Source organism: Pseudomonas sp. R3-41, from assembly GCF_054161485.1.
In genome coordinates this window covers 5,767,442-5,790,234 of the sequence record NZ_CP096421.1, presented here as the reverse complement: position 1 = coordinate 5,790,234, position 22,793 = coordinate 5,767,442, and the positions used below count along the sequence as shown (strand labels likewise).

Genomic DNA, 22,793 nt, shown 5'->3' with positions numbered 1-22,793 from the left:
GGGCTCACTGCAGCCGGTACCGATTCATCGCCTGCTCGACGCACGTCTGGGCAATGACGCCGTCCTGAGCCAACGCCTGCAGGGCCAGCACCACAATCCAATGTTTGTCCACGGCTGGCGAAGCGGCTCTGGTCGAGTCGGCGCCGAGTGCCACGAACCGTGACGTGATATGCCCGCCGATCTGATCGGCGACGTGCTGGGCGTATCCCGTCACCGCGACGACCGGACTGCCTCCGGTGCCCAGGCAATCAAGCAAATGCGACGACCGCCTCGGCATCTCGGGGTGCAGGCGATTCCAGCGCCGGGCTTTGTCCGCCTCACGCGCCAGGCGGGTATAACTGGGGCAACTCCACATTTCACTGGCGACACCCCAGTGATCGCGCAGCATTTGCGCCGCGCTTACCACAGACTGCAGCGCCAACCCCGCGCCCAGCAAGCGAACCCGGGGCGCTCCGACATCGGTCTCGATTCCGCTGCACTTGTACATGCCTTTGAGCGCCTGACTCGCACTGATGTTGTCTATCGGGGCGAGGTGGTCATTGGGTTCGTCGTGAAGCGCCAGGTAATAAAACCCATCGTTCCCCTCCACATACAGACTCTGCATGGCCGCCAGGGCAATGGCGTGCGCCTCGGCGCCGCTGGCCGGGTCGAACGGTATGCATTGCGGGTTGGCCACCAGCCAGAGCGGAACCCAGGGGTGGGCGCCCTTGGGCCAGCGCGAGGGCAGGGTTTCGATGTCATTGCACAAGATGCCACGGTTTGCGGTCTCGTTGGACAGCGCGCAAAGTTCGGCCGACGTCGCGGAACGGATCAAGTACAACAACGGTTTTTCGCTGGCACGAGCGGCAGCGCTCAAGCGCAAGGGCCAGGCGCTGATGCGTGTGTGACAGTGCTCGGCTTGAGATTGCTTGTCGGCGCGGATCACCCAGCTATGCCTGGCTGTTCCCGGGTCCCTCTCGAGGCGGTTGGCGATATCGAGCATGGTGCGCAGAGGTGAGGAAAAACCACTCGCATGCTGCTCTGGAAGCGTTCGGATTTTATCGATACAGACCTGTGCGGCCAGGCGGGTTTCTGGTGTTTTGTTGAAGCTGGAAAATCCAATCATCCCTTTGTCTCCGTGCGTTCCGTCGTGCTTGCACCATACGGCACGGATCAATATGGTTGCAAATGCAATCTCTTTCTTGGGGCGCAGCTGTATTCCCCACACCGGGGGACTGCATGTGTGGGAGCGAGCCTGCTCGCGATAGCGGATGCACATTCAACCAATTGCCGGCTGATACACCGCCATCGCGAGCAAGCTCGCTCCCACAAAAAAACGCCAGGTTTCTGGTCCGAGTTGGACCTCTTCGGCTTTGCTACCGCGCTCCGTTTACTCTCATTTCGATTGGGTACGTCCCTCCCAATGTCTTCCTTGCCTGGGTGAAAAAAATCTTCCTGGTTTCGCGTGAGGAAAAGCCATTGCCACGGGTGTTCAGACGTGACGGTGCAAAGCCACTTCGGCGATCTCTTGCGGCTTCAACGCGTTCCGTCAGAGTCACTATCATTGGATGACCGATTATCAGGCGGACACCCGAACCATGAAAAAACAAGAACAAGAAAGCCTCATCCAAACCCTGAAAACTCGCTTCGAAAATAACCTGAACCGCCACCCAGACATCCCCTGGGCCGACGTCCAGGCCCGGCTCGAAGCCAACCCCAACGCCCTGAAGTCCCTCCAAGCCATGGAAGCCACCGGCGGTGAGCCAGACGTGATCGGCCTCGATCCGAAGACCGGCACTGTCACCTTCTGCGATTGCGCCAAGGAAAGCCCAACCGGTCGCCGAAGCCTCTGCTACGACCGCGCGGCCCTGGATGCGCGCAAGGAGAACAAGCCCAAAGGCAGCGCCATCGAAATGGCCGAAGAGATGGGCATCGCCCTGATGACGGAAGACCAGTATCGGGCCCTGCAAACCCTCGGTGAGTTCGATGCCAAGACCTCCAGTTGGCTGGCAACCCCTCTAGCACTTCGCGCCCTCGATGGGGCGATTTTTGGCGACTACCGCTATGGCCGGGTGTTCATCTACCACAACGGTGTGCAGTCTTATTACGCGGCGCGTGGGTTTCGTGGCGTGCTGAGCGTTTGAGCCCCTCAAGAACACCGCTGCCCCTGTGGCGAGGGAGCTTGCTCCCGCTGGGCTGCGCAGCAGCCCCCCCGGCGGGGCGTCAGGAGGAAACGGTTGGCAGGGTTTGCGACTGCTGCGCAGCCGAGCGGGAGCAAGCTCCCTCGCCACAAAAGCGCCATGCTTTGGAAGTGGCTCCATGTAACGGAATCGCCTTACTGGAAATCCAAAACCTCACTCCCCTTGGCCTCAACCATCTCGCCAAACGCCGGCAACCGCGCCACAAACGCCGTCTCGAACGCCAGGTACCGATCCTGCCCCGGCACATAACGGACCTGCGGCTTGACCCGCGTAATATCCTTGGTCGAGAGCTTCACCACCTCGTTACTTTCCTGATTCCAGAACCACGCCAGTGTGTGGGTGCCGAAGGTATTGGCGCGGTAAGTCCACACCCTCCAATCGCCGTGCCCACGCGAAACATGCAGTTGCCCATGAAACGTGCGCAACGTAATGACTTGCTTGGGCTGGGTGACAAGCAGGCGCGTGTCCTGGCGCAGTTCACTGCCGAAACCGTCCAGCATCGCCTTGGTCTTGGCCCCGGTCATGAAGTTGAAGCGCCACGCCAGCAGCACGGTGTCCTGATAACCCGCATGCTCAGCGTTCTGCCGCGCGCCTTCGCTAAACAGTAGAACTTCATCCCCGTCGAGATAAGCGGTTGAGGCCCGCAACTTGTAGGCTTCAACGGGCATCCGTTTGGCGACGATGGCATGGTGCGGCGGGTCTTGATGCCAGACCCAGCACTTCGGGCCGTTGTGCTGCATGAACAGCAAGCGGCGAGGGCCGATGGGCAAAATCGTCAGTTCATCGGCGTATTCGAAAATCACCTCGCTGCGGTCCGCCGTGATCCGCCAGATCCGCGTCAGATGCTCGGGTTCGTAGAGGCGCTGGCGTTCGAATATCTCCGAGTCCGCCACCACGCAGGGCTGTTCAAATTCCGGCCATTGCACCCCGGCAGGGCCGAACGCCGCGATCTCATTGCCTTGCCGAATTTCGTATTGGTAGCGGTCGTCCCTGCCGTAATCGCCGCGCACAACCCGACGTTTCCACAGGCTGCGCTGGGCATCGGCGTCGATGAGCTGCAAGTCCGCGCCGTCTACGCCATCGGTGCGGTGTTCGAGCATGTCCTGCTCGGTAGGCGGCCACTGGTTGTAATCGATCAGGAAGCACAACCACTGGTCTTCGTCCTGCTCGGTGATGGCGGCCCAACCGTTGCGGTAGTTGTCTTCGTGCACATAAGTGTCGCCGGGGTAGTCATGGATCTCCTGCAGCCACTTCACCTTGCCGCGCTTGGGTTTGGCCGGTTTGCGCACTTTCACCGCCGGGGGCTCGATCAACGTCGCCGTGAACCTCGGCTCCCCCTGCGAGCTTTGCCAATGCCTGGCAAACGCCTCGCGTTGATCGGAGGGGAAAACCACCGGTCGATAATCATCGCCACCGGCGTCCAGGTTCCACAAGTCAAACCCCTGGGCCGCCAACACCGGCGCCAGCGCCTCGAAGCAGACCTCGGGCATCTCGTTGGACAGCTCATCCAACAACGCCTCGAACCCCGGCCCGGCAAACACACCGATGTCGGGATAGTAATGCTGCAACAGCCCGAGCACGTCGCTGCCCGGTGTTTTCCAATCGATATGAACCAATGGATCGAATGGCGATTGCATTACGGTGGTCATCCTTGTGATTGCTCTGCGCCGATCTTAGGCAAATCAATAACCCGTGGCGAGGGAGCTTGCTCCCGCTGGGCTGCGCAGCGGCCCCAAACCATTCAACTCGGTACTACAGGAAAAAACAGTCGGCAGGTTTTACGACTGCTGCGCAGCCAAGCGGGAGCAAGCTCCCTCGCCACGGGTTACAGCAAGCCCATTTCAAAACTCAGGAAACTCCGACAAATAACACACCGACGAACTCCCCTCTGCCCGCGTCGTAACTTCATCCTCCAACCACTGCGCCAACACCACCGCATTGTTTTCAACCGTCGACTTGGCCGCATACACCAACGTCAGCGTCCCACCCCGCGCCACATCCACCAGCTTCCACCAATGCTCCGGCCGCGCCGCCAGCTCACGCCGATAGGCCACGCTGAACTCGGCAAATGAAAGCGCCCCCGCCTTGAATGCCTTGCGCAACTCATGAGAAGGCCCAACCTCCGGCAACCACTCAGCAATCGCCAACGCGTCCTTGGAACAATTACGCGGCCACAAGCGGTCCACCAAAACCCTTACGCCATCCTCGGCGCTGGCGGTTTCATAGGCGCGTTTGCATTGGATCATCAGGATTCGCCTGTCGAAGTGGGACTGCCCCAGCATAGGTCGCCCACGACGAGGCGGCCAGGGCCCATCCGCCGCTCTTCACCCACCCATCTTAAAAAAAGATTCATCGGATCCCTTCAATCAAAAGCCCTGGGCGCTCAAGCAAAAGCGCGCCCTGCAAGCCGTCGACATGATGGCGCAGAGCACTGTGGGATTTTCGAGCCGCAATCCGTCCGGATGCGCTTTTCCATTTGATTTGTCGACAGCGAACCGCCTGGCGCGACCCGCCGTATTAAGGATGAGTGAACAAAAATGAATAGAGTGTACCGAGTCGTCTGGAATGCCGTGATGGGCGCGTGGCAGGTGGCATCCGAGTTGGTCAAGAGCCATGGCAAAGACAAAAGCCGCACATCCCTCAGCCTCGTCATCGGCGTGGGCAGCGGCGTCTTCGCCTCGGTCGCTGCGGCGGGAGGATTGCCTTCCGGCGGCAACATCGTGGCGGGTAGCGGCAGCGTTCAGCACAACGGCAACAACATGGCCATTCACCAGGGCAGCGACAAGCTCGCCATTGACTGGCAGAGCTTCTCCATTGGCAAAGGCAACACCGTTCAATTCTTCCAGCCTGGCGCCAATTCCGTCGCTTTGAACCGCGTACTGGGCTCGGATGTGTCGGTGATCCAGGGCGCACTGAAAGCCAACGGCCAAGTCTTCCTGGTCAACCCCAACGGCGTACTGTTTACCCCCGGCGCGCAGGTTGATGTCGGCGGCCTGGTGGCCTCCACGCTCAACTTATCCACAGAAGATTTCCTCGCCGGCAACTACCGTTTCAGCGGCGACAGCGCCGCATCGGTGGTCAACCAGGGCAACATCAACGCGGCACAAGGCGGCACCATTGCCCTGATCGCGGCAAAAATCGTCAACGACGGTAACATCACCGCCCACAAGGGCAATGTACTGCTGGGTGCCGGCCGTGTCGTGACCCTCGACTTGGGCGGGCCAGTGCAACTGGAAGTGCAAGAGGGCGCGTTGCAGGCGTTGATCGAAAACGGCGGGGCCATTCGTGCCGATGCCGGCAGAATCCTGCTGACCGCCCGTGCGGCGGAAACCCTGGCGAGCACCGTCATCAACAACACCGGTCTGATCGAAGCCCGCTCCCTGGATATCGGTGAAAACGGCGTGGTCACGCTGATGGGCGACCACGGTGATGTGCAAGTCGCCGGACGCATCGATGTGTCTTCCGACACCGCCAAGGGCGGCAAGATCGTCGTGACCGGCGACCGCGTGGCGATCAAGGGCGGCGCCGAACTCGACGCTACGGGCGCCAAAGGTGGCGGCGAGATTTATGTGGGCGGTAGCTGGCAAGGCAAGGATCCTGCGATCAAACAGGCCAGCCAGACCACCGTCGCCGCCGGTGCCGTGCTCGACGCATCGGCGACCGACAACGGCAAGGGCGGTACCGTGGTGGCCTGGTCCGACGTCAAGAAACCGGGCAGCGTGACCCGCGTGGACGGCACGCTGAAAGCCACCGGCGGCGCCAAGGGCGGCGACGGCGGCAAGATCGAGACCAGCGGCGCCAAGCTGGCGGTGAGCAAGGCCGCCGATGCGTCAGCCAAAAACGGCAAGGGCGGCTTGTGGTTGCTCGACCCGGACAGCGTCACGGTGGGGCCGGGTAACGGCGGGTTGACCGGCGGCGTCAATGGGACAGACGCCACGGTTGGCTTCAACGCGATCGATACGGCCCTGGCCGGCGGCACCGATGTGGCGATCAAGGCCGACAACAGCATCCACTGGAACGGTGACTACACCCCGACGAGCATCAGCGGCGACCGGACGCTGACCTTGCAATCCGGACACAACGACGGCGGAACAGGCCGCTACGTCTTCGGCAATATTTTCCTCAACGGCGACATCGACGCCAGTGGCGCCGGCAATGGCAACAGCCTGGCCTTGATCCTCAACGGCAAGATTGCCCTCAACACCGACGTCAGCTTGAAGAGCAACGGCGGCAACGTCGTGTTTGCCGGCGTGGTGGATTCCGATGCAGTGGCCAACAACCGCGAGCTGCGCGTGGACGCAGGTTCGGGCTCGATCATCTTCAGCGACATGGTCGGCGGTAACAGCGCGCTGGGCGCGCTTTACGCGACCACCAGCGGCGCCGGCAAGACCTTTATCAACGGCGCCAAAGTCTTCACCACCGGCGAGCAGGTCTACACCGGCGCCGTCGAGCTGGGCACCTCGCAGTTCCTGAACGCCGACTTCGAAAACGGCCTGGTCGGGTGGCAGACCTCCATCGCCCAGTTCTTCACTGGCGTCACCGTGGTGGACGGCGTGGTCTCGCCGGATGACCCGACGTTGCCGACCACGTCGCCTACGGGCGGCGGTACCCCGATAGTCTCGCCTGGCGACCAGGGCGACATGGACTACAAACCCCTCACCCCGGTCGCCGCGGCTGGCCAGGGCAAGGACGGCGGCGCTGCGCTGCTGCTGGGTACCGAGAACAACTCCAACTGCCAGAACGCCCCCGCCGGCTGCATCATGCGTGGTCCTTCGGTCGTCAGCGAGGGCACGGTTTCCCTGGCGGCAGGGGAAGCGGTCAGTTTCGATTACAAACCGGTTGCCGGCGGCGACACCTACGATGTCTTCGGCTATCTGCTGAACGTCAACACCGGCGAGTACCAGATCATCCTGAACGAAACGGGGAACGGTATCGGCACGGTGGATTGGAAAAGCCATACGGCCACGGCTGACAAGGCCGGCACCTACAAATTCGTGTTCGTCTCGGGCAGTTTCGACGAGACCGCAGGCAAGCGGGTCGGCGGTTCGCTGTACGTCGATAACATCAAGACCAATACCTCGGGCAGCAAAGGCCTGCAAGGCAGTTCCATCACCTTCAACGGCAGCCTCAACAGCACCGACAACAACCTGGCCATCAAGGCCGACGATATCAATTTCAACGGCGGCGCCGGCAGCGTCACCGGCAATGGCTCGATTGCCCTTGAGACCAACACCCCGAGCAAAGACATTGCCGTGGGCGGCAGCACCGGCGATGCGCCCGGTGCGTTGGAACTGACCGGCAGCGACATCGGCGCGTTGGGCGATGGCTTCACCTCGGTCAAGATCGGTGGCGCGGACATGACCGGTGACATCAGCATCATCGAAGCGACCCGCATCAACGACAACCTCATCCTCGATGCCGGTACCGGCAATATCCACATCAATGACCAGTTGACCGTGGCGGACGCACAGGGCACCGGCAACGACGACAACAAACCGGCTCCGGTCCTGGCGTTGCAAAGCAATGGCGGCAAGATCGACCAGACCGCCGGCGGCGCCCTCGTCGCCGATGGCCTGGTGCTGCTGGGTGACGGTGCCGTTCATGACCTGGACAACGCCGCCAACGACGTCAATACGATCGCCAGCGACACCGGCACGGTGAGCTTTGCCGATGTTGATGACCTGACCGCCGGCGTCGTGACCATTCCCGACAGCCAGACCCCGGCCAACCCGCAAGGCGTGCCGGTTGCCGGCATGACCCAGACCGGCGACCTGAACCTTGTCGCTGACACGCTCACGGTCGGCCAGGCATTGGCCACCCAGGGCAATACGAGCCTGACCGCCGACGAAATCGATCTTGCCGCAAGCGTTGCCGGTGGCGGCAGTCTCACCCTGCAGCAGAAGACCCCAGGCCTGGATATCCACCTGGGCGGCAGCGATGATCCGGAAGTGACCGGGCCTAACGATCCGTTGGTGCTGTCTGACGCTGACCTGGCGAATATCCAGGATGGCTTCGACAAGGTCGTCATTGGTAACGACAAGACCCGCAACATCACCGTTGATGACGAAGGCGCGACGCTCAAGGACGATCTGGCTTTGGTTGCCAGTGGCGTCCTGGACCTGCTGGGCGACCTGACCCTCGAGGATCCTGAAGGCACCGACGAAGATGGCACCACCGGCAAGGGATTGACCCTTAGCGTCGACGCGGGCCAAGGGGCGACCCAGGCTACGGGCGCAACCATTACCGCAGACGAATTGGCCCTGCGCGGCGAAGGTGATTTCAACCTGGGCAAGGGACATGACGTGGGCGTGATCGCTGCCGATGTCGGCAGCCTGGTATTCGCCGGCAACGGCAACCTGACGGTGGGCGTCGTGGACGGCACCGTGGGGATTACCTCCGATGAAGCGGTCACCCTGAAAACCGATCACGACCTGACGTTGGCGAAAGGCATCACCATCGAAAATGGTCCACGGGATGACGTCAATCAGGGCCAGACCCGTGCCGACGACATCATCACCCTGGAAGTGGCGGGCAACACCTCCCAGGCCGGCGACGCCGGGGCCAAGCTCGACGCCAGCGGCCTGGTGCTGCTGGGCGGCAATTATGCGCTGGGCAACGCCGGCAACGTGATCGGCGATATCGCCAGCGAGGCGGGCAAGGTCCAGTTCAACAACAGCGGGAACCTCAAGGTGGGTTCGCTCACCGCGACCCATGCCGACGGCACGCAGACGACCATTACCGGCGTGAACAACAGCGGCGACGTGAGCATCGGCACCAACGGCAACCTGGCGATCAACGAAGGGCTGGCAACCAGCGGCAACGTGTTCCTCAATGTCGATGGCAAGACCACCCAAAACGCCAAGGGCAACATCACCGCCGATGGCCTGGCCCTCAACGGTGGCGACTTTGAGTTGCGCAACAACGGCAACGTCGTGGGTGACATCGCCAGCGAGGCGGGCAAGGTCGCGTTCAACAACACCGGCGACCTCAAGGTTGGCACGCTGACCGAAACCGATGGCAACGGCAACGTGGTCAAGACCACCACCGGCGTGAACAACACCGGCGACGTCAGCATCGGCACCGACGGCAACCTGGCGATCAACGAAGGGCTGGCCACCAGCGGCAACGTGTTCCTTAATGTTGATGGCAAGACCACCCAAGATGCCAACGGCAACATCACCGCTGACGGCCTGGCCCTCAACGGCGGCGACTTCGAGTTGCGCAACAACGGCAACATCGTGGGCGATATCGCCAGCAAGGCAGGCAAGGTCGCGTTCAACAACACCGGCGACCTCAAGGTTGGCACGCTGACCGAAACCGATGGCAATGGCAACGTGGTCAAGACCACCACCGGCGTGAACAACAGCGGCGACGTGAGCATCGGCACCAACGGCAACCTGGCGATCAACGAAGGGCTGGCAACCAGCGGCAACGTGTTCCTCAATGTCGATGGCAAGACCACCCAAAACGCCAAGGGCAACATCACCGCCGATGGCCTGGCCCTCAACGGTGGCGACTTTGAGTTGCGCAACAACGGCAACGTCGTGGGTGACATCGCCAGCGAGGCGGGCAAGGTCGCGTTCAACAACACTGGCAACCTCAAGGTCGGCACGCTGACCGAAACCGATGGCAGCGGCAACGTGGTCAAGACCACTACCGGCGTGAATAACACCGGCGACGTCAGCATCGGCACCGACGGCAACCTGGCGATCAACGAAGGGCTGGCCACCACCGGCAACGTGTTCCTTAACGTCGATGGCAAGACCACCCAAAACGCCAAGGGCAACATCACCGCCGATGGCCTGGCCCTCAACGGTGGCGACTTTGAGTTGCGCAACAACGGCAACATTGTGGGTGACATCGCCAGCAAGGCAGGCAAGGTCGCCTTCAACAACACCGGCAACCTCAAGGTTGGCACGCTGACCGAAACCGATGGCAACGGCAACGTGGTCAAGACCACTACCGGCGTGAATAACACCGGTGACGTCAGCATCGGCACCGACGGCAACCTGGCGATCAATGAAGGGCTGGCAACCAGCGGCAACGTGTTCCTCAATGTCGATGGCAAGACCACCCAAAACGCCAAGGGCAACATCACCGCCGATGGCCTGGCGCTTAACGGCGGCGACTTCGAGTTGCGCAACAACGGCAACATCGTGGGCGATATCGCCAGCAAGGCAGGCAAGGTCGCGTTCAACAATACCGGCAACTTGAAAGTCGGCACGCTGACCGAAACCGACGGCAACGGCAACGTGGTCAAGACCACCACCGGGGTGAAAAACACCGGCGACGTCAGCATCGGCACCGACGGCAACCTGGCGATCAACGAAGGGCTGGCGACCACCGGCAACGTATTCCTTAACGTCGATGGCAAGACCACCCAAAACGCCAAGGGCAACATCATCGCCGATGGCCTGGCGCTGAACGGTGGCGACTTTGAGTTGCGCAACAACGGCAACATCGTGGGTGACATCGCCAGCAAGGCGGGCAAAGTCGCGTTCAACAATACCGGCAACTTGAAAGTCGGCACGCTGACTGAAACCGACGGCAACGGTAACGTGGTCAAGACCACCACCGGGGTGAAAAACACCGGCGACGTCAGCATCGGCACCAACGGCAACCTGGCGATCAACGAAGGGTTGGCGACCAGCGGCAATGTGTTCCTCAATGTCGATGGCAAAACCACCCAGAACGCCAAGGGCAATATCACCGCCGATGGCCTGGCCCTGAACGGCGGCGATTTCGAGTTGCGCAACAACGGCAACATCGTGGGCGATATCGCCAGCAAGGCAGGCAAGGTCGCCTTCAACAACACCGGCAACCTGAAGGTCGGCACGCTGACTGAAACCGATGGCAACGGCAACGTGGTCAAGACCACTACCGGGGTGAACAACACTGGCGACGTCAGCATCGGCACCGACGGCAACCTGGCGATCAACGAAGGGCTGGCGACCCGCGGCAACGTGTTCCTTAACGTGGATGGCAAGACCACCCAAAACGCCAAGGGCAACATCATCGCCGATGGCCTGGCGCTCAAGGGCGGTGATTTCGACCTGCGCAACGCCAGCAACTGGGTCGGCGATCTCGCCAGCCGCGCGAAGGACGTCAGCTTCGTCAACCGCAGCGACGTCACCGTCGGCAGGCTGACCGAGACGGCACTGGACGGCACCCAGCTGGATCAGATCGTCGGCATCGGCAACACCGGCAAAGTCCAGGTGGTGACCACCACCGGCAACATCACCCTGACCGAGAACGTCAGCACCACCAGCAACGCTTCCGACGCGATCGTGCTCAACGCCGGTCAATCCGCTTCGGCGGGCGTGGCCGCGGGTGGCGACGTGAAGGCCGACGCGGGTGTGACAGTCTCTACCGGCGCTGGCGGCCGGGCGGTGATCTACACCGGCAGCCTCGCTGGCAGCACCCGCCTGGTGGATGTGGTCGGCAGTGGCAGCGGCAATTTCCGCTACAACAGCGACGAGCAGCAGAGCAACTTCGGCCGGGCGCTGGGCACCACGGGCGTTCATGCCGTGTACCGCGAGCAACCGACCCTGCTGGTGTCCACCAACGGCACGACCACCCAGACCAAGCCGTTCGATGGCCAGACCACGTTCAATGGCGGCGGTATCGCCGGTTATGACGCCAGCGGCCTGTGGAACGGCGACACCAAGCCGATGCTCGGCAACCCGTTGTATTCGGTAGGCACTCAAGGCCCAGGCTCGCACCTGATCAACATAGGTGGGCTGGCCGACCTGGGTTACCTGATCGTGAGCAACCCGGCCAACGCCAATCTGACCGTGACACCGTCCGTTGACTACGACGCCGTCCGGCAGAGCGTCGCCGATGCAACACGCGTCGGCGCGCAGGTGGCTTCGCCCCATGCTCCAGAGCTCAATCCGGCCCAGCCGAAACCGGCTGACTGGTCCGGCGCCGGGGTCGAGGACGGTGGTCTGTTGCTGGTGGACCAGGGCGGCACGCGTGGCAACGGCGCTGGCAATGGCAATGGCGACGGCGATTCGGCGGCCCAGGCCGAGAGCGCCGACAGCGAGCGGGAACTGGCCGGGAACGTCTGCGCCGATGGCGGTGTATCCGAGGGCGGCGCTTGTGCGGCCTACCCGCCGCAGACCGTGTTCGTCGTGCGCGGCGGTGTGCGCTTGCCAGGTCCAGGTCTGGCCATGCGTCCCTGATCCCCTGACATCCATTTTTTCCATTTGAAGGAGCCCCTTGGCCGCGTCCCCCGGACGCGGTCATGGGCTCAGGCAACCCGCATTCTTCGAGACTTATTCAATGCATAACAAACTGATGTCCTGCGCCGCTGGTCTGGCGTTGTTATCCACTTCCCAGGCCTGGGCCGCGACCCTGCCGACACGCCCGATCCCCGACGCCGGCCGGATCCTGCAGGAATTGCCGATTCCCCAGCAGGAGTTGCCGCAAAGCATTCGCCTGGATGTAGAAGCACCGCAACCGGCCCAGGAAAAAGTCGGCGGCGCCAAGGTCCAGCTCAACGCTGTCCGTTTCACCGACAACACCCGCATCGACGAAGCCAGCCTGCAACGCGTCGTCGCGCCAGCCGTGGGTAAGGCTCACGATCTGGACGAATTGCGGGAAATCGCCCGGCAGGTCACGCTTTACTACCGCGAGAACGGCTACCCGTTCGCACGCGCCTATTTGCCGGCCCAACGCATGGCCAATGGCGAGCTGACCATCGCCGTGATCGAAGGCCGTTATGGCAAAGTCACCGCCGTCAACGACGATGGGAAACTCGCCGAGCAGGCGCAGCCGTTCCTGGACGACTTGAAGCCGGGCGATGTGATCGAGCGTGACCGCTTGGAGCGCAGCATCTTGGTGCTTTCGGACTTGCCGGGCGTGGCGGTTCGTCCGGTCATCCGCCCGGGTGACGAGCTCGGTACGGGCGACCTCAATGCCCAAGTGAGCAAAACCAAGGCCTTCGAAGGCAAGGCCACGCTGGACAACCACGGCAACCGCTACTCGGGGCGCAATCGCCTGACGGTACAAGGTGACTGGAACAGCCCGATGATGCTCGGCGACAAGCTCAGCGCCGCCGTGATGGCCACCGATGAGGAGCTGTATTTCGGCAGCCTCGGCTACTCGATGCCATTGGGCACATCCGGCCTGCGTGGCAACGTCGGTTATGCCCAGAGCGCTTACGACCTGGGCGAGGAATTCGCCGACCTGGGGGCGACCGGTACCGCCGAGGTCAGCAGCATTGGCTTGAGTTATCCGCTCATTCGCAGCAATCAGGCGAACCTCATGTTGGCCGGGCAATACCAGCACAAAGAGCTTGAGGACAAATACGAAGTGCTGGGCCTGAGCTTTGAAAAAAGCAGCAACTCGCTGCCCATCAGCTTGCAATTCGACGTACGGGACACCTTGTTCGGCGGCGGCATCACCTACGGCGGCGCGACGCTGACCTACGGTGACCTGAAACTGGACTCGGCCCTGCGCGAGGGCGACCGCCAGACCGCCCAGACCGAGGGCCAATTCAGCAAAGTGAACGTCGATCTCGCCCGGCTGCAAGCGCTGCCCGCCAACTTCACGCTGTTTGCCCGTGTCCTCGGGCAGTGGAGCCAGGACAACCTCGACTCTTCCGAAGACTTCAGCCTTGGTGGCATCGATGGCGTGCGGGCCTATCCTCAAAGCGAAGCCTCGGGCGACGAAGGCATGCTGACCCAGATCGAACTTCGCTACCCGATCGACAAGCTCACACCTTACCTGTTCTGGGATGCCGGCAAGGTGCGCATCAACCACAACGAGTGGGCCGATGAGGAAAACACCCGCAGCATTTCTGGCGGCGGTGTGGGTTTGCGTGCCCAGTACGGCCAGATCTCGTTCGATGCAACGGTGGCGTGGCGTCACTCCGGCGGTGAAGCCCAGAGCGATACGCGTCAGGAAAACCCGCAGTTGCTCGCTCAGATTGGTTACCAGTTCTAACCGACTGCTGCTTATTCAAGGTACTCAACAACCCCGTGGCGAGGGAGCTTGCTCCCGCTGGGCTGCGCAGCAGCCCCCAAACCAGGCAGCTCGGTGTACCAGTCATATTGAGTGCGCTGCATTGGGGCCGCTTCGCAGCCCAGCGGGAGCAAGCTCCCTCGCCACGGTCATCAGCATCAACCGCATTGGTCACCCGCCAGGGTTTTTCCAGGCGCAGCCACCGCTTGTGTTCCCTATCCCCGCCACATACCCCACCCACCTGTGGCGAGGGAGCTTGCTCCCGCTGGGCTGCGCAGCAGCCCCCAAACCAGGCAGCTCGGTGTACCAGTCATATTGAGTGCGCTGCATTGGGGCCGCTTCGCAGCCCAGCGGGAGCAAGCTCCCTCGCCACGGTCATCAGCATCAACCGCATTGGTCACCCGCCAGGGTTTTTCCAGGCGCAGCCACCGCTTGTGTTCCCTATCCCCGCCACATACCCCACCCACCTGTGGCGAGGGAGCTTGCTCCCGCTGGGCTGCGCAGCAGCCCCCAAACCAGGCAGCTCGGTGTACCAGTCATATTGAGTGCGCTGCATTGGGGCCGCTTCGCAGCCCAGCGGGAGCAAGCTCCCTCGCCACGGTCATCAGCATCAACCGCATTGGTCACCCGCCTGGGTTTTTCCAGGCGCAGCTACCGCTTGTTCCCTATCCCCGCCACATGCCCCACCCACCTGTGGCGAGGGAGCTTGCTCCCGCTGGGCTGCGCAGCAGCCCCCAAACCAGGCAGCTCGGTGTACCAGTCATATTGAGTGCGCTGCATTGGGGCCGCTTCGCAGCCCAGCGGGAGCAAGCTCCCTCGCCACGGTCATCAGCATCAACCGCATTGGTCACCCGCCTGGGTTTTTCCAGGCGCAGCTACCGCTTGTTCCCTATCCCCGCCACATGCCCCACCCACCTGTGGCGAGGGAGCTTGCTCCCGCTGGGCTGCGCAGCAGCCCCCAAACCAGGCAGCTCGGTGTACCAGTCATATTGAGTGCGCTGCTATGGGGCCGCTTCGCAGCCCAGCGGGAGCAAGCTCCCTCGCCACGGTCATCAGCATCAACCGCATTGGTCACCCGCCTGGGTTTTTCCAGGCGCAGCTACCGCTTGTTCCCTATCCCCGCCACATACCCCACCCACCTGTGGCGAGGGAGCTTGCTCCCGCTGGGCTGCGCAGCGGCCCCCAACCCAGGCTACTCGGTGAGTCAGGAAGATTGGGTTCGCTGCTTTGGGGCGGCTTCGCCCCCCAGCGGGAGCAAGCTCCCTCGCTACGGTCATCAGCATCAACCGCATTGGTCACCCGCCTGGGTTTTTCCAGGCGCAGCTACCGCTTGTTCCCTATCCCCGCCACATGCCCCACCCACCTGTGGCGAGGGAGCAAGCTCCCTCGCCACGGTCATCAGCATCAACCGCATTGGTCACCCGCCTGGGTTTTTCCAGGCGCAGCCACCGCTTGTTCCCTATCCCCGCCACATGCTCCACCCACCTGTGGCGAGGGAGCTTGCTCCCGCTGGGCTGCGCAGCGGCCCCCAACCCAGGCTACTCGGTGAGTCAGGAAGATTGGGTTCGCTGCTTTGGGGCGGCTTCGCCCCCCAGCGGGAGCAAGCTCCCTCGCCACGGTCATCAGCATCGTCCCGCATCAGTGGACCCCACGGTCGGCATGACCGTTTATCGCCCATCAAAAATTTGATAGCTTCAGTTCTCGCCTTACCTGCCGCTATATCGACTTGTTGCCGGCCCGATACGTGTTTCCTCGCCTGGCAATTTCGCGACAGTGACCTGGCTAAACACAACAAGAGACCTGGCGAATGGACAACGGACGATACGAAAGGCAGGCAGCGACGGCGGGGGGCGTGGCGGCGTCCGAGCTGTTGCCGCATATTCTGCTGATCGACGATGTGCCCGAAGACATCCGCGCCACGCTCATTCTCTTGAAGACCCAGCCCTGGCGCATTTCCCTGGCCAGCGACGCGTACCAGGGTTATCAACGGGCACTGGCCCTGCGCCCGGACCTCATCGTCCTGGACGTGCACATGCCACAAATGGATGGCTTCAGCCTGTGCCGGCTACTGCGCGAGGCACCGGCCACCCGGCACACCCCGATCCTGTTCCTGTCCTCGGCCAACACGTCGTTGGAGCGATTGGAAGGGCTGACCGTGGGCGCGGTGGACTACATCCCCAAATCCTGCGCCCCCGAAGAAGTGCTGGCGCGCATCAAGATCCACCTGCAATTGACCTGGCGCGCGCCACCGGCCGTCCATGAAAGCCCCGCCGATCCGGAGCCGCAAGGCGATGAGATCGTGCTGCGCGCGGCGATGCGACTGATAGAAAACCAGTTGGACGACATGCCGTCCCTGGGCATGCTCGCGCAAAAAGTCGGCACCCACGAAAAACGCCTCACCGCGATTTTTCGCGAGCACCTGGGAATGACCGTGTTTGCCTACATTCGCGACGCCCGATTGCGGCGCGGCCAGGACTTGCTCTGCGAAAGCGCCATGAGCGTGCAGGACGTCGCCGAACTGGTGGGTTTTCGCAACGCCTGCAACTTCACCACCGCCTTCCGCCAGCGCATCGGCATGACGCCCAGCCAGTTTCGCCAGCAAGCCCTGGGCATTGCCGAAACCGAGTCGGCCGGACGCGCCTGATGCGGCTTCTACAGTTTCTACCCCTGACGATAACGTTGTTATCCACAGGCCTGGTGCATGCGGCGCCTGTGGATATCTGCCGCACCGACTCTCTGAGCCTGATGCCGGTGGCGCAGATTTTCGAGGACACCCAGGCACACCTGAGCCTGGAACAAATCGCCCAACGGCCTGACGCCGATTTCAAGGCCGCGACCCCAAGCTGGCCGACGCAGGGTTACAGCCGCTCTGCATTCTGGTTGAAATTACAACTGACCAACTCAAGCGCTGCGGCGTGTTCGCGCTTGCTGGTGGTCGGCGCGCCGCGCCTGGAAGACATTCGTGTCTACCAACCGGGGCAGGAAGCCCATGCCGGAGCCGCCCATCCCCTGGCCGAATGGCCGCAGCCGGCGGCGCGTCAGCCGGCGTTCCGGGTGTCGTTGGCGGCGGGGGAGAGCGCCACGGTATTCGTCCGAGTGGCGAGCAATTTCCAGATGTTGCTGGAGCCGGAACTGTGGTCCGAACCGGCGCTGCTCCGCAGCCAGCAACAGACCTATTTGAGCGACGGACTCTCCCTCGGCATTGTCCTGCTGGTCGTGCCGTTCGGCTTTATCGTTGGCCGGATCCTCCGTTCCCGACTGCTGACGGTGAATGCCGGCGCAGTCCTGAGCTACATCCTGCTGACCTGCATCCTCAATGGCTACCTGATCTACTGGCCCAGCGCACTGGGCTGGACACGCGAGCTGCTGACGTTCACCAGTGCAACCTCGATCGTCCTGTTCCTGGCCTACATGCGCGTGCTGTTGCAGGTTTCCCAATTGCCCAAGATCATTGGCTGGAGCTACTGGGTGCCGCTGTTGGGCTGTGTCTTCGGCCGCCTCTGGTGGCTCAAGGTCGACCCGGTCCAGGGCGCGCTAATTGTCCAAATCTCGCTGATGAGTTTCTACGGTGCGCTGGTCCCCACCTTGTTTATGGCGTGGCGCAGGCGTCTGCCCTACAACTGGATGGCCTGGCTGGTGCCAGGGCTGTTGGTTGGGCAAATGCTGATGCGGTGGTTTTTTCCCCAGGAACAGTTGCCCTGGCAAGCGCCGGAAAGCAAAAACAGCTTATCGTCGGCCCTGCCGGGCGTGGTATTGCTGGTCTTCACATTGATCATGGAAGTCAGCCGCAGCCGCAACCGCGAAAAGCACGCCCTGTCGAGCCTCGAACAACAACGCCAGGCCGAACAGGAACGCCTGGAAAGCACCGTGGCGCTGCGCACCTCGCAGTTGCGCGAATCCCTCGCGGCCCGCAGTGCGTTGATGGCGCGGATCAGCCACGACCTGCGCTCGCCGCTGGTGCGCATCATCGACTACGCACGCCTGCTCCATGCGGGGCCGAACCGCGACTATCAAGCCACCATCGAGCGCAACGCTCGCCAACAACTGGAACTGATCGACGAGATGCTCGAGTTTTCCCGTGGCGAACTGGAGCAAATGCAACTGACCCTCGCGCCTGCCTACCTGTACGGCTTCCTCCAGGAGGTCGCCGACGAGGCTGGCTTCCTCGCCGCGCGCCAGTGCAACAGTTTCAACGCGGTGCTGGCGCAGGACCTGCCGCCCCTGGTGGAGGCTGACTTCAAGCGGCTTCGGCAGGTGCTCATGAACCTGTTGGCGAACGCGGCAAAATTCACCCGCGACGGCCAGATCCGTTTCGAAGTGAGCTGTTCCCCGGGTACCGCCGCTGACACCGTGGAGCTGCGCTTCAGCGTGATCGACACCGGCATCGGCATCGACCCGCAAGAATTCGAACAACTGCTGCAACCGTTCCGCCGTGGCCGCAACGCGCAACGCTACGAAGGTAGCGGGCTGGGCCTGTCCATCGTCACGCAACTGCTGGAGCGCATGGACAGCCGTCTCGAACCCCAGGCCACCGGGCAGGGCAGCCACTTCAGTTTTCGCCTGCAACTCAAATGCGCCCAGGAACACGACCTGGAGAATGGCATCGTCGACAACAACTTCACGCCGCTCGATGGCCAGGGCAAACACGTACTGCTGGTGGACGACATCGAACAAAACACTGAGTGGCTCTACGACCTGCTGGCCGGCTACGGCTTCGACGTCAGCATCGCGGCGAACGGCAAAGACGCCTTGGCCTGCCTGGCTGATCAACCGGTCGACCTGCTGATCAGCGACCAGATGATGCCCGGCATGGACGGTTGGGAACTGCTGCGACACGTGCGCGACCATGGGCACGAGCTGCCCGTGATGCTGTATTCAGCGATCCCGCCACGCAGGCCGGAAGGTTACCCGCAAGGCCTGGCCTTCGACGCGGCACTGCTCAAGCCCGCCGACAGCCGCGAACTGCTGGCACGGATCAATACATTGGTTTGCCCGGACACGGAGCATCGCGAAATGGCCCGGGAGTTCTAGCATGCCGGGTCTGGGTTATCGGCTGCTCTTGCTCGGCGGCCTCTTCGCGTTGCCCTGGGCATCGGCCCATGCCGCGCAAGAGGCGCCTGGCGCCCTCACGCTCGACGAAACCACCGTCACCGCTCGCCGCCGCGAAGAAGACCCGCAAGACGTGCCGATCCCGATCAACGTCCTCTACGGCGATCAGCTGGACGAAGCCGGCCTGCATCGACTGCAAGACATCCAGCAACGGGTTCCGGGCCTGGTGGTCTCCGGTCACGACGCCCGTTACGCCGGCTTCGGCCTGCGCGGCTTCGGCGCCACCGCCTACAACGATGGCCTGGAAGGCAGCGTCGGCACCTACGTCGACGGTGTTTACCAGGCGCGCCAGGGCATGGCGTTCACCGAGTTGATGGACATCGAGCGCATCGAAGTCCTGCGCGGGCCCCAAGGCACCTTGTTCGGCAAGAACACCACCGCCGGCGCGTTGAACATCATCACCAAACAACCAACGTTCCAGCCCGAAGCCAATCTCGAAGCGACTTACGGTGAGCGCGGTCTGCGGGAATATCGCGGGGCGCTTTCCGGGCCGCTGCAAGACGACGTACTGGCCGGGCGACTCAACGTATTCGACGGCGCCAGTGAAGGCGCCGTTGAAAACCTGCAAGACGGCAGCCGCCTCGGCGATTCCGACAGCCAAGGCCTGCGCGGCCAATTGCTGTGGACGCCGAACAGCGACTTCAGCGCCCGCCTGATCGCCGACTACGCCGAGCAGAACGACGCCGGCAACGTCCTGTTGGTCAATCACTACAGCGAGCAAACCCGCAAACGCGCCAAATTCCTTGGCTATCCGCTGGCGGAGCCCGACCCTTACCAACGGGAAAACCGCATCGACGCGCCGGGGCGCCCGCGAACCCTGCAAAACGGTGTGTCGCTGGAATTGAATTGGGACTTGGACGAGGCCATGCGTTTCACCAGCATCACCGCCTACCGCGACTGGGACTACCGCGCCAGCCGCGACGGCGACAGCACCGCGCTGTCGGTGGCCCAATCCGAAACTGACCTGGGCCATCGGCAGTTCAGCCAGGAATGGCGCCTTTCCGGCAGCGCCGGCTCGTCCGTCGATTATGTCGCCGGGCTCTATTACTTGCGCCAACAACTCGACCGGCAGATCGACGCCGAATTTGGCCCGGACGCCGCGCCCTGGTTCGTCGGCGATCAACTGGAGGCACTGCAAAAAATCTTCGGCGTCAGCCTCACCGATCCGAGGCAGGTGCCTTCGGTGCTGCTCGATGGCGCCCGGCAACGCTATGACGGCGAACAGAAGGGCGACAGCCGCGCCATTTTCGGCCAGCTCTCCTGGCGCCCAATCGACCCGTTGGAATTCACCGGTGGCCTGCGCTACAGCCAGGAACGCAAGGACGGCTGGGTCTCCCGGGACGTCAGCAACCTCGCTCCGCTGACGGGTTTGCCCCCGGTGTTCCAGGCCGGTGGGCAACTGCTCCGCGACATCGCCCTCGGCAGCGCTTATTACCGCGAAGACTCGATCAAAGAAGACAACGTCTCAGGCCTGCTCAGCGCCAGCTACCGCTTCACCGACGGGGTGATGGGCTACGTCAGTTGGTCGCGAGGCTACAAGGCCGGCGGCATCAACTTCGACGTGATCGGCCCGTTCACCGCGCCCACCTTCGAGCCGGAGCGCGCCACGTCCCTGGAAGTGGGCATGAAGACACGCTTCTGGGATCAACGCGCCTTGCTCAACCTCGCCGTCTACCAGACCGACGTCGACGACTACCAAGCGCTCACCTACAGCCCGCCCACCTCGCTGTTCGCGCCCCCCCTGCGGGACAACCTGATCAACGTCGGCAAAGTCCGCCTGCGCGGCATCGAACTAGATTCCGCCTGGCAACTCACCCCCCGACTCACCGGCCGCCTGGGCGTGGCCTGGAGTGACGCGCGCTACCGCAGCTTCCCCAACGCCCCGTGCCCGCCGGCCTCGGGCCAATGGACCTGCGACCTCAGCGGCGAGCGCCTCTACAACGCGCCGGAATGGAACCTCAGCAGCGGCCTCGACCACACCCACCCGCTGCCCTACGGCCTGGAAGCCTTCAGCGGCATCGACTACAGCTTCCGCACCGGCTACTACGGCACCCTTGAAGGCGGCGAAGGCAGCTATCAACCCAGCTACGGCCTCACCAACCTGCGCCTGGGCCTGCGCAGCCAGGACCGCGCCTGGGAAGTGGAAGGCTGGGTGCGCAACGTCTTCGACCGCCAGTACATTACTGCCGTCTACTCATTGCTCGGCGCCGGCGACTACGGCGTCATGACCGGCAGCGAACGCACCGTCGGCACCACCGTCAGGCTTCGCTATTGAGCGAAATAAACCGCGTCGGACAAAACGCCAAGCGATTGCCGCCGGCCTTCTTCGACAGATACATCGCCTGATCCGCCTTACTGATCAGCCCATCGATCTCCTGTCCATGCTCAGGGTAAAACGCCACCCCAATACTCGCGGCGATCTCCACCGTCTGCGCGCCAATCAAAATCGGTGCATTCGCCGCCGCCAGCATCCGCTTGAGCAACGGCTCGCTGTCCTCCTCGGCATGCAAACCCACCAGCCCAGCGACAAACTCATCACCCCCAAGGCGCGCCAACGTATCGCCGTCCCGCAACGTCGCATTGATCCGCGCCGCGACAATCTGCAACACCCGATCCCCCCAGTCATGCCCATAACTGTCGTTCAACGCCTTGAACCCATCCAGGTCGATAAACGCAATCGCCACCTTCTGCTGATGAATCCGCGCCTTGCCCAACGCCTGCCGCATCCGCTCGGCCAACAACAACCGATTGGGCAATTGCGTGAGCGCGTCATACCGCGCATCCCGCTCCAGCAACTGCAGACGCTGCTTCATCTGCGTCATGTCGCCGAGCAGCGCCACGTAGTGCTGAACATTGCCGTGCCGGTCATGCACCGCGCTGATGCTGATCCGCGACGTCATCTCCCGGCCGTCCTTGTGGTTGCTTTGGATCTCGCCGGACCAATGGCCGTGGAAATCCAGGGCGTTTTTCATGGGGGCGTAAAAGGCGGTGAGGCGACGGACCATGCGGTGGGAATTCAACTCGCGGCCCTGCACCTCTTCCTGGCTGTAACCGGTGAGGCGGGAGAAGGCTTCGTTCACGGCGATGACCCGACCGTAGGGGTCGACGAGGATGATGCCCTCGCGGGCGTGGCTGAATACGGTGGTGGCCAGCTCTGGGCAGAGGGTGCTGATGCGGTTGTCCAGTGTGGCTTCGTCACGGGTGGCGGGCCATAGGTTGGAATCGAAGCCTTGCTGGGCCAGATAGGCGACCAGGGAAGAGAGGGATTTGTGCAGGCGGGTCAGGGCATTCGTGGCGAGCCTGGCGTTGAGGCAATAGCTGCGAATGAAGGTGCGTAGGTTCATGGGAGGTACACGGGGGCTCGGTTGCAGCGCTTGGGGTTTCTGAAGCGGGGATTATCGAGGCGGGGAACTGGAGGGGCGTTTGCTGGAGAGGATGTGGGCTTTGCGGGAAGGGATGGAGGGGAAAGATTTTTTGAGGGGTTTATAGCCAAACAGAATTAACGGCTGCGTGCTTGTGGCTGGTTGTTATTAATTA

10 protein-coding genes are annotated in these 22,793 nt (G+C 62.6%); 6 read left to right on the top strand and 4 right to left on the bottom strand.

The genetic code is table 11. The features are described from left to right. Positions 1 to 4: 4 nt before the first annotated feature. On the bottom strand, positions 5 to 1,105 hold the full coding sequence (locus tag M1D99_RS25055) for a transketolase-like TK C-terminal-containing protein (protein ID WP_458130930.1): 1,101 nt from the start codon (positions 1,103 to 1,105) through the stop codon (positions 5 to 7). A 472-nt stretch (positions 1,106 to 1,577) separates the two neighbouring features. On the opposite strand from M1D99_RS25055, the gene M1D99_RS25050 reads away from it, so the two are divergent. After that, positions 1,578 to 2,123: a DUF4256 domain-containing protein gene (locus M1D99_RS25050; RefSeq protein WP_434572260.1), complete on the top strand. Its 546-nt coding sequence runs from the start codon at positions 1,578 to 1,580 to the stop codon at positions 2,121 to 2,123. Between the two features lie 191 nt (positions 2,124 to 2,314). On the opposite strand, the gene M1D99_RS25045 is transcribed toward M1D99_RS25050, so the two are convergent. Beyond that, positions 2,315 to 3,817, bottom strand: coding sequence for a hypothetical protein (locus tag M1D99_RS25045; RefSeq protein ID WP_458130929.1), 1,503 nt, complete (start codon positions 3,815 to 3,817; stop codon positions 2,315 to 2,317). A 204-nt stretch (positions 3,818 to 4,021) separates the two neighbouring features. Beyond that, the gene (locus M1D99_RS25040; protein WP_458130928.1) at positions 4,022 to 4,426 is read right to left on the bottom strand and encodes a DUF488 domain-containing protein; all 405 of its coding nucleotides are present in this window, start codon (positions 4,424 to 4,426) and stop codon (positions 4,022 to 4,024) included. 291 nt (positions 4,427 to 4,717) lie between these two features. Between M1D99_RS25040 and M1D99_RS25035 the strand changes: the two genes are divergently transcribed. The 5 genes from M1D99_RS25035 (at position 4,718) to M1D99_RS25015 (ending at position 21,531) form a co-directional block, all read left to right on the top strand. Then, the gene (locus tag M1D99_RS25035; RefSeq protein ID WP_458130927.1) at positions 4,718 to 12,364 is read left to right on the top strand and encodes a two-partner secretion domain-containing protein; all 7,647 of its coding nucleotides are present in this window, start codon (positions 4,718 to 4,720) and stop codon (positions 12,362 to 12,364) included. 100 nt (positions 12,365 to 12,464) lie between these two features. Then, positions 12,465 to 14,129, top strand: coding sequence for a ShlB/FhaC/HecB family hemolysin secretion/activation protein (locus M1D99_RS25030; RefSeq protein WP_458130926.1), 1,665 nt, complete (start codon positions 12,465 to 12,467; stop codon positions 14,127 to 14,129). Between the two features lie 1,825 nt (positions 14,130 to 15,954). Continuing rightward, positions 15,955 to 16,791 (top strand): response regulator transcription factor, encoded by an 837-nt coding sequence (locus tag M1D99_RS25025; RefSeq protein ID WP_238349488.1) that lies wholly within the window; start codon positions 15,955 to 15,957, stop codon positions 16,789 to 16,791. Next, positions 16,791 to 19,178 (top strand): 7TM-DISM domain-containing protein, encoded by a 2,388-nt coding sequence (locus M1D99_RS25020; RefSeq protein WP_458130925.1) that lies wholly within the window; start codon positions 16,791 to 16,793, stop codon positions 19,176 to 19,178. The genes M1D99_RS25025 and M1D99_RS25020 overlap by 1 nt, the downstream gene beginning before the upstream one ends. Before the next feature lies 1 nt (position 19,179). After that, positions 19,180 to 21,531 carry a TonB-dependent receptor gene (locus M1D99_RS25015; protein ID WP_458130924.1) on the top strand — a complete coding sequence of 784 codons (2,352 nt, stop codon included), beginning with the start codon at positions 19,180 to 19,182 and terminating at the stop codon, positions 21,529 to 21,531. On the opposite strand, the gene M1D99_RS25010 is transcribed toward M1D99_RS25015, so the two are convergent. Further along, the gene (locus tag M1D99_RS25010; protein ID WP_458130923.1) at positions 21,515 to 22,600 is read right to left on the bottom strand and encodes a diguanylate cyclase domain-containing protein; all 1,086 of its coding nucleotides are present in this window, start codon (positions 22,598 to 22,600) and stop codon (positions 21,515 to 21,517) included. The two genes, M1D99_RS25015 and M1D99_RS25010, sit on opposite strands and share 17 nt — an antisense overlap. Positions 22,601 to 22,793 lie beyond the last annotated feature (193 nt).